Origin of the sequence: Roseateles sp. DB2, assembly GCF_051857535.1 — a bacterium.
Lineage (GTDB): Bacteria > Pseudomonadota > Gammaproteobacteria > Burkholderiales > Burkholderiaceae_C > Roseateles_B.
The window spans coordinates 151864-166992 of record NZ_JBPZGY010000011.1; the positions used below are offsets into that span (position 1 = coordinate 151864).

The 15129-nt window shown below is 66.9% G+C and carries 13 protein-coding genes and 1 pseudogene; 6 read left to right on the plus strand and 8 right to left on the minus strand.

Annotation, left to right across the window (positions count from 1 at the left end; genetic code table 11):
* The first annotated feature begins 279 nt into the window (after positions 1 to 279).
* From ACS5PK_RS16650 to epsC, 3 genes are read left to right on the plus strand one after another with little or no spacing between them, the layout of a single operon-like run.
* Positions 280 to 981, plus strand: coding sequence for an aspartate/glutamate racemase family protein (locus tag ACS5PK_RS16650; RefSeq protein ID WP_439441377.1), 702 nt, complete (start codon positions 280 to 282; stop codon positions 979 to 981).
* Positions 982 to 1001: 20 nt separating this feature from the next.
* Entirely contained in the window at positions 1002 to 1907 is a 906-nt protein-coding gene (locus ACS5PK_RS16655) for a DMT family transporter (RefSeq protein ID WP_439441378.1), read from the plus strand.
* Positions 1904 to 2764, plus strand: coding sequence for a serine O-acetyltransferase EpsC (gene epsC / locus ACS5PK_RS16660; protein WP_439441379.1), 861 nt, complete (start codon positions 1904 to 1906; stop codon positions 2762 to 2764). The genes ACS5PK_RS16655 and epsC overlap by 4 nt, the downstream gene beginning before the upstream one ends.
* A 216-nt stretch (positions 2765 to 2980) precedes the next feature.
* On the opposite strand, the gene ACS5PK_RS16665 is transcribed toward epsC, so the two are convergent.
* On the minus strand, positions 2981 to 4480 hold the full coding sequence (locus ACS5PK_RS16665) for a leucyl aminopeptidase (protein ID WP_439441380.1): 1500 nt from the start codon (positions 4478 to 4480) through the stop codon (positions 2981 to 2983).
* Positions 4481 to 5150: 670 nt separating this feature from the next.
* Here ACS5PK_RS16665 and ACS5PK_RS16670 point away from each other — a divergent pair.
* Both ACS5PK_RS16670 and ACS5PK_RS16675 read left to right on the plus strand, forming a co-directional pair.
* A complete protein-coding gene (locus ACS5PK_RS16670) occupies positions 5151 to 7277 on the plus strand; it encodes a TonB-dependent receptor plug domain-containing protein (protein WP_439441381.1) in 2127 nt (708 codons plus the stop codon).
* Positions 7278 to 7311: 34 nt separating this feature from the next.
* Positions 7312 to 8097 carry a 4'-phosphopantetheinyl transferase family protein gene (locus ACS5PK_RS16675; protein WP_439441382.1) on the plus strand — a complete coding sequence of 262 codons (786 nt, stop codon included), beginning with the start codon at positions 7312 to 7314 and terminating at the stop codon, positions 8095 to 8097.
* A 21-nt stretch (positions 8098 to 8118) separates the two neighbouring features.
* On the opposite strand, the gene ACS5PK_RS16680 is transcribed toward ACS5PK_RS16675, so the two are convergent.
* The 7 genes from ACS5PK_RS16680 to ACS5PK_RS16710 form a co-directional block, all read right to left on the minus strand.
* The gene (locus ACS5PK_RS16680) at positions 8119 to 8538 is read right to left on the minus strand and encodes a PaaI family thioesterase (protein ID WP_439441383.1); all 420 of its coding nucleotides are present in this window, start codon (positions 8536 to 8538) and stop codon (positions 8119 to 8121) included.
* Entirely contained in the window at positions 8535 to 8954 is a 420-nt protein-coding gene (locus tag ACS5PK_RS16685) for a PaaI family thioesterase (RefSeq protein ID WP_439441384.1), read from the minus strand. The genes ACS5PK_RS16680 and ACS5PK_RS16685 overlap by 4 nt, the downstream gene beginning before the upstream one ends.
* A gap of 14 nt (positions 8955 to 8968) precedes the next feature.
* Complete coding sequence (locus ACS5PK_RS16690; RefSeq protein ID WP_439441385.1) at positions 8969 to 10639, minus strand: fatty acyl-AMP ligase; 1671 nt, start codon at positions 10637 to 10639, stop codon at positions 8969 to 8971.
* 4 nt (positions 10640 to 10643) lie between these two features.
* Complete coding sequence (locus tag ACS5PK_RS16695) at positions 10644 to 11885, minus strand: cytochrome P450 (protein WP_439441386.1); 1242 nt, start codon at positions 11883 to 11885, stop codon at positions 10644 to 10646.
* Positions 11886 to 11894: 9 nt separating this feature from the next.
* Positions 11895 to 12770 carry a class I SAM-dependent methyltransferase gene (locus tag ACS5PK_RS16700; protein ID WP_439441387.1) on the minus strand — a complete coding sequence of 292 codons (876 nt, stop codon included), beginning with the start codon at positions 12768 to 12770 and terminating at the stop codon, positions 11895 to 11897.
* Positions 12770 to 13054: an acyl carrier protein gene (locus ACS5PK_RS16705; protein WP_439441388.1), complete on the minus strand. Its 285-nt coding sequence runs from the start codon at positions 13052 to 13054 to the stop codon at positions 12770 to 12772. Before ACS5PK_RS16705 ends, ACS5PK_RS16700 begins: the two co-directional genes overlap by 1 nt.
* A gap of 161 nt (positions 13055 to 13215) precedes the next feature.
* A complete protein-coding gene (locus ACS5PK_RS16710; protein ID WP_439441389.1) occupies positions 13216 to 14229 on the minus strand; it encodes an acyl-CoA desaturase in 1014 nt (337 codons plus the stop codon).
* A gap of 797 nt (positions 14230 to 15026) precedes the next feature.
* Here ACS5PK_RS16710 and ACS5PK_RS16715 point away from each other — a divergent pair.
* Positions 15027 to 15129, plus strand: a pseudogene (locus ACS5PK_RS16715) (IS1595-like element ISPels1 family transposase); the annotation flags it as partial.

Below are 15129 nucleotides of genomic sequence, written 5' to 3' on the forward strand. Positions count from 1 at the left end.
CACCGCATGGCAGCTTGATGAAAGGGCCGCAATATTTGCAGACAAAATTTTGCCCTGACTTGTGGCTGATCAACTGACGAGTTGTTAGCATCGGCGCGATTTTGGAGAGCGTTGACCTCAGTGGATGGGTCACGCCAAGGGAGAGGGGGTGGCATCACTCCCCAATAACAAGCAACGAGTCCCGCATCCATCAACCGGCGATCCTGGGCAGCGGAGGGCACCCATCGTGACCTTCTGCCGAGGCGTGGCCGGAGGGTTGCGGGCACAGGAGGGCATCTGATGAAGACCATTGGTCTGATCGGCGGGCTGAGCTGGAAAGCCACGATCTACTACTACGACTACCTGAACGAGCTCGGGAACCGCCACCTGGGCAAGTCGCACTCGCCACACATCGTGGTGGACAGCCTGGACTTCGAGCGCGTGGCGCAGTTCCTGCGCGACGAAGACGACGAGGCGCTGATCGACTACCTCGGTCACTCGGTTCGGCGCCTGTCGGCCACCGGCGCGGACGCCATCACCATCTGCTGCAACAGCGCCCACAAGGTGGCCGGCCGCCTGGCGGAGCGGACGGGCTGCGCGCTCATCGACATCCGCCACACCGTGGTCCGCGAGCTGCAGTCCAAGGGCATCGGCGAGGTGCTCCTGCTGGGCACGCTGTTCACCATGGAGCAGCGCTTCTATCAGGACGTCCTCGAGGCGGCGGGCATCCGCTGCCGTACGCCAGACGCCCAGGACCGTGCCTTCATCAACGAAGTCATCATGAAGGAGCTCAGCGTGGGCATCGTGAACGATGCGTCGCGGGAGCGCTTCATCGCCATCGGCCGTGCGGCCTGCGAGAGCGGTGCGCAGGCCGTGCTGCTGGCCTGCACCGAGCTGCCACTGCTGGTCGGTGCCGAGCATTTCGAGGTGCCGGTCGTCGATGCATCGCTGGTGCATGCCCAGGCTGCGTTTGCCCATGCCATTCGAGGAGGGACTGCCTGATGACCGGCGCTTATGTCCGCATGTCATTGGCGATGCTGCTGGTGGGCAGCTATCTGGTGGCAAGCAAGATCATTCTCCAGTTCGTGCCGGTCTTCACGGCAGCCTTTGCACGGCAGGCCCTGGCCTTCGTGGCCCTGGCTGCATGGCTGGCCTGGACGCAGTCGCCCGTGTCCATAGGCCGAGGGCGGGACCGGCTGGTGCTGCTCGTGCAGGCCTTCGTCGGTGTGTTCCTCTACAGCGTGCTGTCGCTCTATGGCGTCCAGTGGACATCGGGCGTCGCGGCCAACGTCCTGATGGCCTTGACGCCAGCGGCGGTGGGGCTGGTGGGCCTGGTGCTGTTCCGGGAACGCCTGGGGGCCACGGAGTCCCTGTGCCTGGTCCTGGCGGTGTGCGGGGCCATCATCACTCAGCTGGGAGAGGAGCAGGGCCTCTCCGAGGCCTCGTCCCTCAAGACCTGGCTGGGAGGTGGGCTCATTGTGCTGTCCGTGTTCTCCGAGGCGGTGTTCCTCACCTTCGGCAAGATGCTGCGGCAGCCGCTTCCCTCGACGGTGCTGTCGCTGGTGCTCACGCTGCTGGGCTCGCTGATGTTCCTGCCCTTCATGTTGTTCGAACTGCCCGCCTGGAACGTGGCGGCAGTGCCCTGGTATGTCTGGGGTCTGATGCTCTACAGCGGCGTGGCCATCACCGCATTGGCGGTGGTCCTCATGAACAGCGCGATGAAGGTGGTGCCCACGACGTCAGCGGCGGTATTCACCGCCTTCATTCCGCTCAGCGGCGTAGGACTGTCCGTCCTGCTGCTGGGAGATACCTTGCGCTTCCAGCACGTGCTGGGGGCCGCCCTCGTACTGGGAGGGATGCTGTTTTCTGTGTTGCGCCAGCAGTCCAGGCCGCTGCAGGCACCATCGGTGGAAGGAGGGGCCGCATGAATGCGACTGAGATGACGTCCATGATCGAGGCCCGCTGCAGTCAAGTGCAGCCTGAGGTTGACCTCATGCTGGAGGGTATGCGTGCCGAGTTGAAGGCAGGTGGCGTGGGCAATTCGCTCATCCAGAAATGCCTGCAGCGCTATTTCGAGCACAGTGACAGCATGGCGGACGGCCTGGCCGTGCTGCTGGCGGACCGCCTGGCGCTGCCGCCTCTGTCCGCTGAGGATCTCTACAGCAGGTTTTCGGAGTGCTATGACGATGAGCCCGCCCTCATCGAGACCATGCGCCAGGACCTGCAGTCCGCGGCCCAGCGCGATCCGGCTGCGAACGGGCTCTACATGCCCTTTCTTTTTCACAAGGGTTTTCACGCCCTGCAGGCGCACCGGGTGGCGTCCTTTCTGTGGCACCGGCGTCAGCGCGAAGACGCCCTGCTGATCTCCAGTCTCTGCGCTGCCAAGCTGTCGGTGGACATCCATCCGGGCGCACGCATAGGCCCCGGCGTGTTCTTTGATCACGGCGACGGCCTGGTGATCGGCGAGACGGCGGTGGTCGGTGCCGGGTCGACGGTGCTGCACGGCGTGACCCTGGGTGGTACGGGCAAGCAGCGCGGCGACAGGCATCCCAAGGTGGGGACCGGCGTGCTGATCGGCGCCCATGCCTGCATCCTGGGCAATATTCACATCGGCAACAACTCGCGCATCGGCGCAGGTGCCGTGGTGCTGCGCTCCGTGCCGGAGGGTCACCTGGCCGTGGGGACGCCTGCCATCAACAGGCCTATCTCGACCCTGGGTGATGCGCCTGCGGAGACACTGGACCACAGCTTTCCTGGCGCCGTGCTGGAATACGACGAGCTGTGAGGCGTTCAGCCACGGCCCGCACCTCGAGCTGGCCGGTGGGCGGTCCGCGTGTTGTACTCACGGCTTAAGTCGTGGCGGGATGCGGGTAGGGGCAACAGGTGGCGCCGATGACCCGCGCCATGGCCTGACCCCTTACCTGCCCCCTGATCTGATCCACGGCCGCGCCCAGCGGTGGCCGCCCTGTCCTGGTCGGGCAGGGGGGGCGCAGGCTGTGGCTCAGGGGCCAGGCACGGGGGCAGGCGCGGCCTGTGACAGCAGAAAGTGCGTCAGCAGCGCCACCGGGCGGCCGGTGCTGCCCTTGGTGGCGCCGCAGGTCCAGGCTGTGCCGGCGATGTCCAGATGCGCCCAGCGGTAGCTGCCTGCAAAGCGCTGCAGGAATTTCGCCGCGAGGATGGCCCCGCCGCGAGGGCCCCCTACATTGGCGACATCGGCAAAGTGGCTTGCCAGGCTGTCGGCGTAGTCGTCGTCCAGGGGCATGCGCCAGCAAGGATCCAGGGCCGTCTCGCCTGCCGCCATCAGGGCGGCGCCCAGGGCGTCGTCGTCGGTGAAGAGGCCGCTGCGCACGTCGGCCAAGGCGACGTGGCAGGCGCCGGTCAGGGTGGCCACGTCGATCACCGCTGCAGGCTTGAAGCGCTCGGCATACGTCAGGGCGTCGCACAGCACCAGCCGGCCTTCGGCATCAGTGTTGAGGACCTCGATGGTCTGTCCTGACAGCGAGGTCACCACGTCGCCAGGCTTCACCGCCCGGCCCCCCGGCATGTTTTCACAGGCAGCGATGAGGACCACCAGGTTCAGCCTGGGCTTGAGTTCGGCGACGGCCCGTAGCGTGCCCAACACGGCGGCTGCACCGCCCATGTCGAACTTCATCTCTTCCATGGCCTCGGCGGGCTTCAGCGAGATCCCGCCTGAGTCGAAGGTGATGCCCTTGCCCACCAGCACCAGGGGTGCTTGAGTTCTGGGCGCGCCCTCGTAGCGGGCGACGATGAAGCGCAGGGGCTCGTCCGACCCTTGGGCCACCGACAGAAATGATCCCATGCCCAGCTTCTGGACGGCCTTGCGGTCAAGCAGCTGCAGCCGCAGGCCATGGACGTCGGCCAGCCCCTGGGCACATGCGGCCAGATGGCTGGGCGTGGCGATGTTGGCGGGCCGATTGGCACATTCGCGCGCCAGCTCCATGCCTGCGGCGATGGCCTGGCCACGTGTCAGGCCCTGCTGGCGCTCGCTGGCGGCGTCGGCGTCGGCGTCCAGGGCGATCAGGGTCAGCAACGCCGGCCCGGCCAGCGCGTTGGCATCGGGCCGGGTGTGGCGGTAGACATAGGCTGCCTCGCGAGCCGTCAGCACGAATTGCTCGGCCAGCATGCCGGCGCGCCCATCGGCGTGCTCGAAGCCGAGGAAGACCACGGCTGCGTGCGCCACGCGATGGCCCTTGAGCTGGGCCCAGGCCTGCTGCAAGGCTGCACGCGCGGCCTTGGTCGAGTCCCGACCCGCGGCGCACAGGACCAGGCGCCGCGTGAGCAGGCCCCTGGGCTGCTGCAGGGTCAGGCTCCTGCCGGCCTTGGCTTCGAAGTCGCCCAGGGTCATGGCGTCCGTGAGCAGGGTTGCCAGTCTTGTGTCCAGATGTGCGAGCTGCGGCTCGCTGCCCAGTATCACGATCAAGGCGTCAGCGCTGATATCGGCCAAGGTCTCGGCGGCCATTGTCTTGAGGCGAAATTCCATCGGTTCTATCTTGGGTTGCAAGGGCGCATGCGGACGGCCGCCCGGCCTGGTGATGGGGGAGCTGGCTGAGGCAGAGGGACTGGGGCCCTGCGACTGACGCTGGCGAACTGCCGCTGACTGCCGCTGACTGCCGCTGACTGCCGCTGCTGGCCCCGCATTCCGCACGGCCGGCAGCGCCGCGAAGTAGAACGCATCCTGGGCCTTTGTGCCAAGCGCTGGCTGCGCTCGCTGGGTCGGCGTGCTGCGCGCGATCCACAGGCGTCTTGTCATCGGCGCTGCACAGAACTCTCGTCCACTGCATCCCTGTGCTTCTCCTGCATTGCCGGAGGCCTTCGTCTGCAAGGCTGGCACCGAGGCTAATGGTTACATTCAGCGGCGGCAGAGGTGATCGGCTGCTTACAATCAAATTCCACAGATGCATCAGATCCTCCGCTCAGACATGCGACAGAAAAGAACGAAGAAGTACCTGCTGAGTACCCATGAAGACGGCGCAAGACCACAGCCCCCAAAGACAAAGACACGGACAAGGACCACGAGCGGCATCGGGCTGCAGGCCTGCGCGGTGAGGCTGATCGGCCAGTTCGCCGGGCAAGCTTGGCAGTGCAGCGGCGCGGCGCCGCTCGCTGGCTCGGCCAGGACCGGAAACGCGGGCACGCAGGCGGCCCTGGCCATGGGTCTTGCCATGGCGCTGGCCGCGCCCTGTGCCCACGCTGCCGACAGCTCGAAGACGCTGGACAAGGTCGAGGTGTCCGGTGCTGCCAGCTCTGATCGCAAGGATGCCTCCGCAGCCAAGACGACGGTGAGCGCCGCGGAACTGAATCGCTTTGGCGATGCGAGCCTTGTCGATGCTTTGCAGCGCATTCCCGGCCTGTCGGTCGAGCGATCGTCCAGCAAGGGCGCGGTGGTGAGCTTGCGTGGCCTTGGCAGCGGCTACACCCAGCTGCTCCTGAACGGCGATCCCATGCCGCAAGGCTTCTCCATCGACTCGATCGCCCCCCAGCTCATCGAGCGTATCGAGGTGCTGCGCACGGCGACCTCGGACATGAGCAACCAGGCCATCGCCGGCACCATCAACATCGTGTTGAAGCAGACCTCGCTCAAGCGCCGCGGCGAGCTCAAGCTGGCGGCCGGCCACTACGAGAAGCAGTTCTCCCCCTCGTTCACAGTGGACCGTTCGATGGGGTCCGAGCGCTTCTCCTACGGCATTGGCGCCGGACTGGCTGATCTCCGCGATCGCTGGCCCTCAAGTTCGGTGACGCAAAGCACGGTTCTTGGCAGCACCCAGCCGCAGCGCTTCCAGAACGACAGCAGCGAGTGGCGCCGCGAGCGGCGGCTCAACCTCATGCCCAGCGCCACCTGGAAGCCTGGAGATCAGCAGGCCCTGACGCTCAACGGTCTGCTGCAGCGCAGCTGGACTGACTTCGAGGCGCCCGATGTGCGGACGGCCCTGGCTGGCGATCCGGTGCTCTTTCCCATCGACAGGCTGGTCACCTCGCAGCGGGCGGATCAGCTCCGCGTTTCAGGGGCCTGGAAAAGCCCCGTCGGCGAGAGCGCCCGCATCGAGGCGAAGGCCAGCCACAGCGCCGTGACCCGCACGACCCGCTCAAACTTCTACGCGACAGCCGCCGATGCGTCCCTCCTGCTCTCGCGGGATGTCGGGTCCACGCTGCGGGACCGCAGCACCCTGCTCAGCGGCAAGTATTCGCATGGCCTGTCCAGCGACCATGCCCTGGCCTTTGGCTGGGACGCGGAGTTCGGCCAGCGTGCCGAGAGCCGCGACCAGACGGAGCGCAGCCCGGTGGGCTTGCCCACGCAGGACCTGTCCGAAAGCTATACCGCGAGGATTTCCCGCCTTGCCGTCTTCGCCCAGGATGAGTGGGAGCTGTCCAGGCAGGTCTCGGCCTACCTGGGCTTGCGCCACGAGAGCCTGAGCACCGAGACAGTCGGCAATGTGCTGGACGCTGTCCATTCGCGCTCCAGTGCGCTCAGCCCGACGGCGCAGCTGCTGTGGCGCCTGCCCGATACGCGGGGCGACCAGGTCCGCCTCTCGGTCGCTCACACCTTCAAGACACCGACCGCGCGGGAGCTGATCCCGCGCCGGTGGGTGGTCAACCAGAACTCGGCCACGAGTCCGAATTTCCAGGGCAATCCCAATTTGAGGCCCGAGGAGGCCTGGGGGCTGGATCTGGGCTACGAGCGTCACCTGCGGGGTGATGCCTTCCTGGGTGTCAATGTCTTTGCCCGGCGCATCCGCAGCGTGGTGCTCAACCGCGTGCAGTTCGTCGACGGCGCCTGGATGGAAGTGCCTGTCAACAGCGGCAATGCCAAGGTCCTGGGCCTGGAGCTGGAGGCCAAGGGCAAGCTCAGGCAGTTCCTCTCCACCGACGCCGACGTGGACCTCCGCACCCAGGTGGCCAGGTATTGGTCCGCACTCTCTGCCTTGTCGGGTCCTGGCAATCGCCTCAGCCGGCAGCCGCCGCTGACGGCCTCGCTCAGCGCTGACTGGCGTCCCGCAGGCAGCCCCCTGACCCTGGGCAGCAGTCTTGTCTTTCGCCAGGAGGCCCTGGTGCGGATGTCTCCAGAACAGACGGTCCGGAAATCCAACCGCGCTTTGCTGGATGCCTTTGCGAGCTACAAGTACAGCAAGGACATCACGGCACGCCTTGTCCTGAGCAATCTGCTGGCCCAGGACGAGCGGCAGACCACGCACTATCAAGGCACCACCGTTGACGAGCGTACCGAGCTCCTGACCAGCACCTTCAGGACCGTGCGCCTGACGCTGGACATCAAGCTGTGAGCTCCCGGCGGCGACGGGGTGAGGACCTGCGGGCATGATGCGCGCAGCGCTCCTCAGGCACGACGCGCAGCAGGTGGCACCATGCCTGGCGGCGCTGTCGGCTCGCCTGCTCTGGCAGGGAGCGGCGATCGAGGTCTCGCTGGCGCTGTCGTCGGTGCACCGCTTGATGCAGGCCCTGGGGGCTGTCCAGCTGCCGGGGCTGCAGCAGACCTGGAGAGCCCCTCGCCAGGCCAGCTACATCGCCGGCCGCCTGTGTGCCGAAGCCGCCGTTCTGGCGCTGACCGGCGAGCCGGCCAGCATAGGACGGGCCCCAGGCGGCGAGCCGGTCTGGCCTGAGGGCCTGGTGGGGTCGATTTCCCATGATGCCGATACCGCGGTGGCCGTGGCAGCCCGCCGCACCAGCCTGGCTTGCCTGGGTGTCGATGTCGAGCAACGGCTCGGTGCGGCCGCCTTCACGGACATCGTGGCCGTCTGCCTGACGGCCGAGGAGCGTCAGCTCAATGCCCGGCATGCAGCGCCCCTGTGGGATGCCACGCTGCGCTTTTCCGCCAAGGAGGCTTACTACAAGGCGGTCCATCCGCAGCTCGGTCGATTCCTGGACTTCCACGACGTGCAGGTGGAGGGCGACACGGCGCCGGCCGACCAGGGCGTCTTTGCCTTGCAGCCGGTCCTGCAGGGCGACCTGCCGCGCCTGGCCGGCGCCTTCCGGCAGACCCGCTCAGGCCTCGTCACGCTGGTCTATCCGCCTGGGGCGTGCCAGGCCGCGGATGCCGTGCTCCATGCGTCGCCCTGGGGGGCGCCGCTGTTGCATGGCATCTGAAGACGGCGCGCCTGCTGGGCTTCAGTCCGCCGCACCCAGCACCAGGAAGGAGGCGTGTGCGCTGGCCACGGGCGTGTCGTCGGCCATGATGATGGCATTGGCGACAGCCAGCCGGCTGCCCACCTTGACAATGCTTACCCGGGCCTCGAGCCAGGCGCCCAGCGCAGCGCCACCGACGTAGTCGAGGCTGAGATGCGTGGTCGTCATGCGAAGGGGCACTTGCTGCGAACTGGCGGTGACATAGCCCAGGGCGATGTCGGCCAGCGTGGCGATGAGGCCGCCATGGGCCGTGCCGGCATTGTTCGTGTGCCGCTTGTCGATGCGCAGGCCCACCACGAAGCCTTCCTGCGTGCGGCGGTGGAACCAGGGGCCGGTGGCATCCAGAAAGGGGCTGGTGCGGAACAGTGGCTCGTAGCCGGCCGGGGGCTCGGCGCCGTTCACTTGCCCTCCACCTTCGCGATGGTGGCCAGCGCGACGGCCACCAGCTTGCGCTCCCCACGGCGTTCCGCGAAGACCTCGGCCTGGGCCACCACGGTGCGCGAGGAGGCCTTGATGACGGTGCCCACGCCGATCAGGCGCTCGCCGACGGCGGGCGCGAGAAAGTTCAGCTTGTACTCCGAGGTGACGACGTCGCCGGCCACGGATCCAGCCGCCCATGCACAGGCGCTGTCGGCCACAAAGCCGATGATGGCCCCATGCACGAAGCCATGGTGCTGGTTCACGCGCTCAGGCACGACAGGGACGGCCAGTTCCACCTTGCCGGGTTCGATGTGCAGCACCTGGGCCTCCAGCTGGGCGGCAAAGGGGGTCTTCGCGATGATGGCCTGCAGATAGGTCTTCATCTGATCGTTGTCCATGGCGGTCTCCGTGGCTAGCAACTGGCGTAGATGAGCTCGCCCCCAATGGCGGGGTCGGCGAGCATCGAGGGTAGCAGCAGGCGCTGAGTCTTGCCGCTGGTGGTCTTGGGAAGAAAGCCTGGTCGAACGAAGTGGATGCGGTGCAGCATCACGCCGTGTTCATGGGCCACCAGCCGACGCAGTTCGCCGGCCAGGGTGTCGAAGTCCAGCTTGCCGCGGAATGTGCGCTCGATCTCCTGAACGGCATGCACCCGCTCCTGGCCGTCGTCCGCGTGACCGAAGACCGCGCAATGGCCCGGCCGGAAGCCCTCATGGGCCGCCGCGATGCTGCGTTCGATGTCATAGGGGTAGACGTTGCGGCCTCGCAGAATGATCAGTTCCTTCTTGCGCCCGGTCACGTACAGGGCACCCTCCTGCACGAAGCCCAGGTCGCCGGTGGCGAGGTAGGGCGGGCCGGCATCGAGCGAGAGGAAGTGGGGCGCGGCAGCGGGCGGCAGATTCCAGTAGCCGCTGCTGATGTTTGGCCCGCGCAGGAAGATCTCGCCGATCTCGCCGTCGGCGCAGCGCCTGCCATGTTCGTCGGCCACCAGCAGGGTCACATCGGGGTGGATGGTGCCGGCGCACACCAGCTCGTCGCGGGCATCTGGCTTTTGCAGGAATGTCGGCGGGCGGTGCGCCGGTCCACCGGAGACGAACAGGGTGGCCTCGGCCAAGCCATAGCAGGGGAAGTGCGCGGCGGCATCGAAGCCATGGGCGGCGTAGCGCTCGCTGAAGTCGCGCAGCGCGCGTGCCGACACCGGCTCAGCGCCGTTGAAGGCGACCTTCCAGCAGCTGAGGTCAAGGGCCGCGGCCCGTTCGGCACGGTAGCGGCTCACGCACAGCTCGAAGGCGAAGTTCGGCCCGCCGCTGGTGTGGGCACGGTAGCGGTGTATCAGTTCCAGCCACAGCAGCGGATCGCGGAAGAAGGCCGTGGGCGGCATCAACACGGCGCAGCCACCAACATACAGAGGCTGGAACACGTTCCCGATCAGGCCCTGGTCGTGGTAGAGCGGTGCCCAGGCCACCACGGTGACCGGCTCCCGATGGTCAAAGGCCTCGCGGATCATGCGTTGGTTGGCCATGATGTTGGCGTGGCGTACCACCACGCCCTTGGGCCGCGAGGTGGAGCCCGAGGTGTACTGCAGCAGCGCCATCTCCTGGGCGTCAGGCGGCAGCCCCTCGAAGGGCTGCTGTGGATGGGCCCGGTCCGCGGCAAGCAGGTCCTCCACGGTGGTGAGGATTTGCGGCTCCAGCCCTGCCAACTGGGGTTCTCGGGCCAGCAGTGTCTGCAGTCCCGGCATGCCGATGATGCGCGTTGGGGTGCAGTCCGCCATCACGGTCGCAAGCGCTCCCGCCGAGCGAGCCTTGGGCAGGGGCAGGGGCACGGCCACCAGCCGTGCCAGCAGGCAGGCAAACAGCGCCTGCAGGAACTGCACCGACGTAGGCAGCACCAGCAGCACCCGGTCGCCCGGCCTGCAGCTGCGGGAGAGCTGGCGCGCAATGGCGGTGGCGTCGTCCAGGAGGGCGCCGAAGCTCAGGGTATGTTTCTCGATACCGCGCTCGTCGAGCAGGCGGTAGGCGATGCGGTCGCGATCCACGTGCGCCCGGTGGCGCAGCAGCTCGACAAGCGTGGTGACGTGTTCCATGCCTTCAGTGGAAGCTGACGCGCAGCCGGCCCAGGCCGCGAAGAATCTGGGAATGCTCAGACCAGGCCAGGGTGTCGTCCAGCACGCGCGCCTGCTTGCCGCTTGCGACCAGCGCCGAGAGAAAGACCTCGGCCTGCAGCTGTGCCATGAAGGCGCCGAGGCAGGTATGGATGCCGTGCCCGAAGGCCACATGGCGTGCGGCGTTCTGGCGGGTGATGTCGAAGCGGGCTCCCGCCGGGAAGACGGCGTCGTCCCGGTTGGCTGATCCCATGCACAGAAGCACCTGCTCGCCGACGCGGATCTCGACGCCCGCGACGTGCACAGGCTCGCTGGCCACGCGCTTGGTCATCTGCAGCGGGGACTCAAATCGCAGCACCTCGTCCACGGCCCCAGGCAGCAGCGCCGGCTGGGCCTTGAGCAGTTCGAACTGTTGGGGATGATGGGCGAACAGCAGCACGGCATTGCTGAGCAGCGAGGTGGTGGTCTCGACACCGGCGACGTAGCACATGATGCAGACGTAGATCAGCTCCTCGTCCGTGAGGCGGTCGCCCTTGTGCTCGTAGTGGGCGAGGCGGCTGATGAGGTGGTCATCCGGCCGGGCCCGCACGCGGGCAATGTGACCCCGGAAGAATTCCATGTAGTCGAGCAACTGGCGGTGCAGCTCGACATAGCGGTCGGCGGTGATGAACCCAGGCTCGAGAAAGATCCGCACCAGACGGGTCCAGTCCCTGATCGGGGCCTCGGCCTCGGGACCCAGGCCCATCCAGGCGCGGATGATGCGCAATGGCAGCGGCTCCGTGACCTCGGACACCAGCTCTACCTCCGGCTGCGCGAGCGCACGCCCCAGAAACTCGGCCACGGCGGCCTCGATCACGGGGCGCAGCCCCTCCACGCTCTTGCGGTTGAAGGCCACGTTGGTGAGCTGGCGCAGGCGGCCGTGGTCCGGGCCGTCGGTGAACACGATGGACTTCTCGCCCAGGCGCACGATCTCGGGGCAGTCCAAACCATGGCCCGCCAACTGCCGCTGCACCAGCGTGGGGATCAGCGTTGCGCTGAAGCGCTTGTCCTTCAGCACGGCAGAGACGTCCTCATGCCGCGTCAGCACCCACATGCCCAGCGTCTTGAAGGGTGGCCGCTCCCGCAGTGCTTCGTAGCTGGGGTAGGGGTCGCGCTTGAAGGCGGGGGACAGAGGATTGAAGCGCGGCGTGGCTGGGCGCTGCAGGGCGGCCGGGGTGGTGGTGTCCATGGGCAGGTCTCAGTGGCGTTGCAGCGTGAGCCGCAGCAGGCAGATCTTCCCCATGAAGAAGCCCAGTGAGGACAGCTGCAGGTAGCGCTCATAGCGCTTGACGGTGTCGAGGCCGACCAGCGCGATCGCCTCGGCTCGGCGGGCCTTCAGGCGGTGGGCCCACAGCTCGCAGGTGCGGGCATAGTCCAGGCGGTCATTGCGCACGCGCACGATCTCCATCACGCCAGAGGCTGCTTCCACGATGTCGGGCAGCGTGGGCAGGTCGGCGTTGGGGAAGATCTGCTGCTCCATGAACTCGCTGGCCTGGCTGCGGTCGAGGTTCAGGTAGGCGATGGTCTGCAGAGAGAGACGGCCCCGGCGCTGCAGGTGGTCGCGCGCGAACTCGAAGAAGCGGCGGTACTTCGCGCGCTTCTCGGCCACGGTGTCGTCGGGCGTTGCGAAGTGCTCAAAGGCGCCGATGCTGATCATGGCGCCATAGGGCTGGTCCGGGGTGTGGTCCAGCCAGTTTTCCAGCCGCACCTCGACGCCGGGCAGACCCAGGCTGCGCACATGGCTGGCCTGCTCTGCGCTGAGGGTGAGGCCGGTGGCATGCGTGAGCTGCTCGCTGCGTGCCTGCAGGCGGTGCAGCAGGCTGCCCCATCCGCAACCGATGTCCAGCACACGCGAGGCGTCCAGGGCCCGCGACTCGGCCAGGTGGTAGTCGAGCTTGCGTTGCTGGGCGCTTTCGAGGTCTGCGTCGTGCTGATGCTCGGGCCACAGGGCGCAGGAATAGCTCATCCCGGCGTCCAGCCACAGCGCGTAGAAGGCGTTGCCCACGTCATAGTGGTGCTCGATGGCCCGCTGCGCGGCCGCACGGTCCACCGGGCTCGAAAGGACGGCGTCCATCAGGCGGGTACCTCGGCTGCGGCGGCAGCGCGCAGACGGACGATCTCCGCGGCCATCAGCTGAATGGTCGGGAACTCGAACAGCAGGGAGGGCGAGACCTCCGTGCCCATCCACTCTTCCAGCTCGACAACAAGGCTCACGGCTGCCGCAGAGTCGAGGCCAAAGGTGTCGAACTCAGCGTCCACGGGGATGCGCTCGATCGGGAAGTCCAGCAGGGTGGCGATGTGCTGGCGGCACCATTGGACGATCTCGTCATGCGTCAGTTGGGCGAAGGGTGCGGTCATGAGGTTTACCTTTGTGGCTGTTCAGGAAAGGAGCGATGAGAGGGGGGGGCTGGCGAGGTGCCTGCGGCGGGGCCAGGGCCCGGGCTGGCACCAGGTCTGGCACCAGGGCTTGCCACAGGGGCATGGCTCAGAGGCGCCGCATGGGAAATGGCCGTCAGCCTTCAGGGCACGGCCTCAGACCCGGGCGACTTGCTGGCCGTCGTGCGGATGGCCTCGGGATCGGGCAGGCGCAGGTCCGTGGCCAGGCCCAGCCGGGCCATCAACCAGATGAACCACCAGCCCGGATCGGGCCGGTACCAGACGAGGCCGAACGAGGGCGAGTTCGGGAAGCGGTGGTGGTTGTTGTGCCAGGACTCGCCGAGCGTCAGGATGGAGAGGAAGCCGACGTTGTGGCTGCGCTCGCGTGTCTCGTAGGCGCGTGAGCCGAAGGTGTGCAGAAAGGAGTTGATCGACCAGATGATGTGCTCCAGGACCACCATGCGCAGCAGGCCGCCCCACAGCAGCCCCGACAGCGCGCCGGCCAGTGACTGGTGGTACAGGCCGCCCAGGGCGGCCGGCAAGGCGAGTCCCAGCACTATCCACAGGTGGTAGTGACGTGTGATGCGCTGCAGTTCCTTGTCTCGGAGCATGTCTGGGGCGTAGCGCACGACGTTCGGGTAGGCGTGCTTGGCCATCCAGGTGAAATGTGAATGGACCAGGCCCTTGAGGCGGTTCCAGGTACCGGGGCCATGCAGATTGGGCGAATGCGGATCGCCTTCTTGGTCGCTGCGCTCGTGATGCAGGCGATGCAGCGCCACCCAGGACGTGACATTCCCCTGGCCGGCCATGGCGGCTGCCACGGCCAGGAAGCGCTTGAGCCCTGGGGAGGCCTTGAAGGTGCGATGTGTGAAGAGCCGGTGGTAGCCCACCGTGATACCCAGACCGGTCAGGAGCCAGAAGCCGAACAGCAAGGCCGCTTCAAACGCACCGGTAGGCAGCCATCCTCCGAAGGCCGGGACGGCCAGTGCGACGCAGGCCAGTGGCGGCAGCACGTCAAACAGCAGGAAGTGGCGGCGCTGCAGGCGGTGCACAAAGGCGCTCTGCACAGCCATCTTGCCCTCGGCAGGAGGAGTGACGGCGGCGGCGGGTGCCGCCGGCCCAGGTGGAACCAGGTTCGCGGTGCGCTCGTCAGTCATGTGGTCTTCCATGGAAAGTTCGGACGTTTGAACATGAGCGTTGGCAGGCTGGCGCCCGGCCTTGCGCAGCAGTCCGCCACGCAATGGCATGCCCGGGCGTGGCAGGGGCTCTTGCCTGCGGGGGAGGGGCCGAAGCAGGCCTGGGCTTTGTGGATCAGGCGCCGGCCGTATCCGGGGGCGGTGTTCCGCCCCTGGCGCAATCCGAGGTGTCTGCTTTGCCGCACGTGGAGTCATCACGCGCCGCCTTGGTACTGTGGGTCATGGACCACCCCCTCCCTCATTGGCTTATTGAAATGGCACAGCGCAGTGGCTGTCCTTGATCGCATGGAGCCGAGGCGCCCTGGGGAGCCTGGCGGCTGCTGCGTTGTCAGGAACACGGTAGCTGACGAAAGACGTCATGACCGAAACGATCTGTAAGACCGTGGTGGAAAGACTCTTGTAAAGCGCTCAGCTAACGAATTAGCGCGGCATGCTATGCGATCGCCAGCAATCCAGAATCATGGTTTGCGATATGGTGGCGGTGCATTGCGACAGTTAGTTGACGGGTTGGTCCTGTGAAGACTCCTGTCGCGCAGACGCAGCTGCCGGTGGCCTCTGCCGTGGTCGGCGGGCGCCGGGGAAGAGGGCTTGAGCCTCGGGGGCGGTAGTGTCCGGAAGCTTGTGCCCGGCCCGCCGTCAGGCTGGATGCCCCAATGAAAAAGGCTCTTTGCGCATTGCTTCGTGATGGCTCATCTGGTGAGCCACGCGAAGGAGATATTGGCTCGTAAGCCCCTGCGGTGGGGCGCAAGGAGCCAGAGATGCGCAGCCGGGAACTCAAGAAGATGCTGGCCCAGGCGGCCAAGTTGACGTGGCCGCAAAGGCGGGAGCTGATGCAGGCCTTGAGCGGGGTCGACGAGGTGG

Coding starts and splice junctions, on each gene's coding strand:
- ACS5PK_RS16650 (WP_439441377.1), top strand. CDS start 280: ATGAAGACCATTGGTCTGATCGGCGGGCTGAGCTGGAAAGCCACGATC.
- ACS5PK_RS16655 (WP_439441378.1), top strand. CDS start 1,002: ATGTCATTGGCGATGCTGCTGGTGGGCAGCTATCTGGTGGCAAGCAAG.
- epsC (WP_439441379.1), top strand. CDS start 1,904: ATGAATGCGACTGAGATGACGTCCATGATCGAGGCCCGCTGCAGTCAA.
- ACS5PK_RS16665 (WP_439441380.1), bottom strand. CDS start 4,480: ATGGAATTTCGCCTCAAGACAATGGCCGCCGAGACCTTGGCCGATATC.
- ACS5PK_RS16670 (WP_439441381.1), top strand. CDS start 5,151: ATGGGTCTTGCCATGGCGCTGGCCGCGCCCTGTGCCCACGCTGCCGAC.
- ACS5PK_RS16675 (WP_439441382.1), top strand. CDS start 7,312: ATGATGCGCGCAGCGCTCCTCAGGCACGACGCGCAGCAGGTGGCACCA.
- ACS5PK_RS16685 (WP_439441384.1), bottom strand. CDS start 8,954: ATGGACAACGATCAGATGAAGACCTATCTGCAGGCCATCATCGCGAAG.
- ACS5PK_RS16690 (WP_439441385.1), bottom strand. CDS start 10,639: ATGGAACACGTCACCACGCTTGTCGAGCTGCTGCGCCACCGGGCGCAC.
- ACS5PK_RS16695 (WP_439441386.1), bottom strand. CDS start 11,885: ATGGACACCACCACCCCGGCCGCCCTGCAGCGCCCAGCCACGCCGCGC.
- ACS5PK_RS16700 (WP_439441387.1), bottom strand. CDS start 12,770: ATGGACGCCGTCCTTTCGAGCCCGGTGGACCGTGCGGCCGCGCAGCGG.
- ACS5PK_RS16705 (WP_439441388.1), bottom strand. CDS start 13,054: ATGACCGCACCCTTCGCCCAACTGACGCATGACGAGATCGTCCAATGG.
- ACS5PK_RS16710 (WP_439441389.1), bottom strand. CDS start 14,229: ATGACTGACGAGCGCACCGCGAACCTGGTTCCACCTGGGCCGGCGGCA.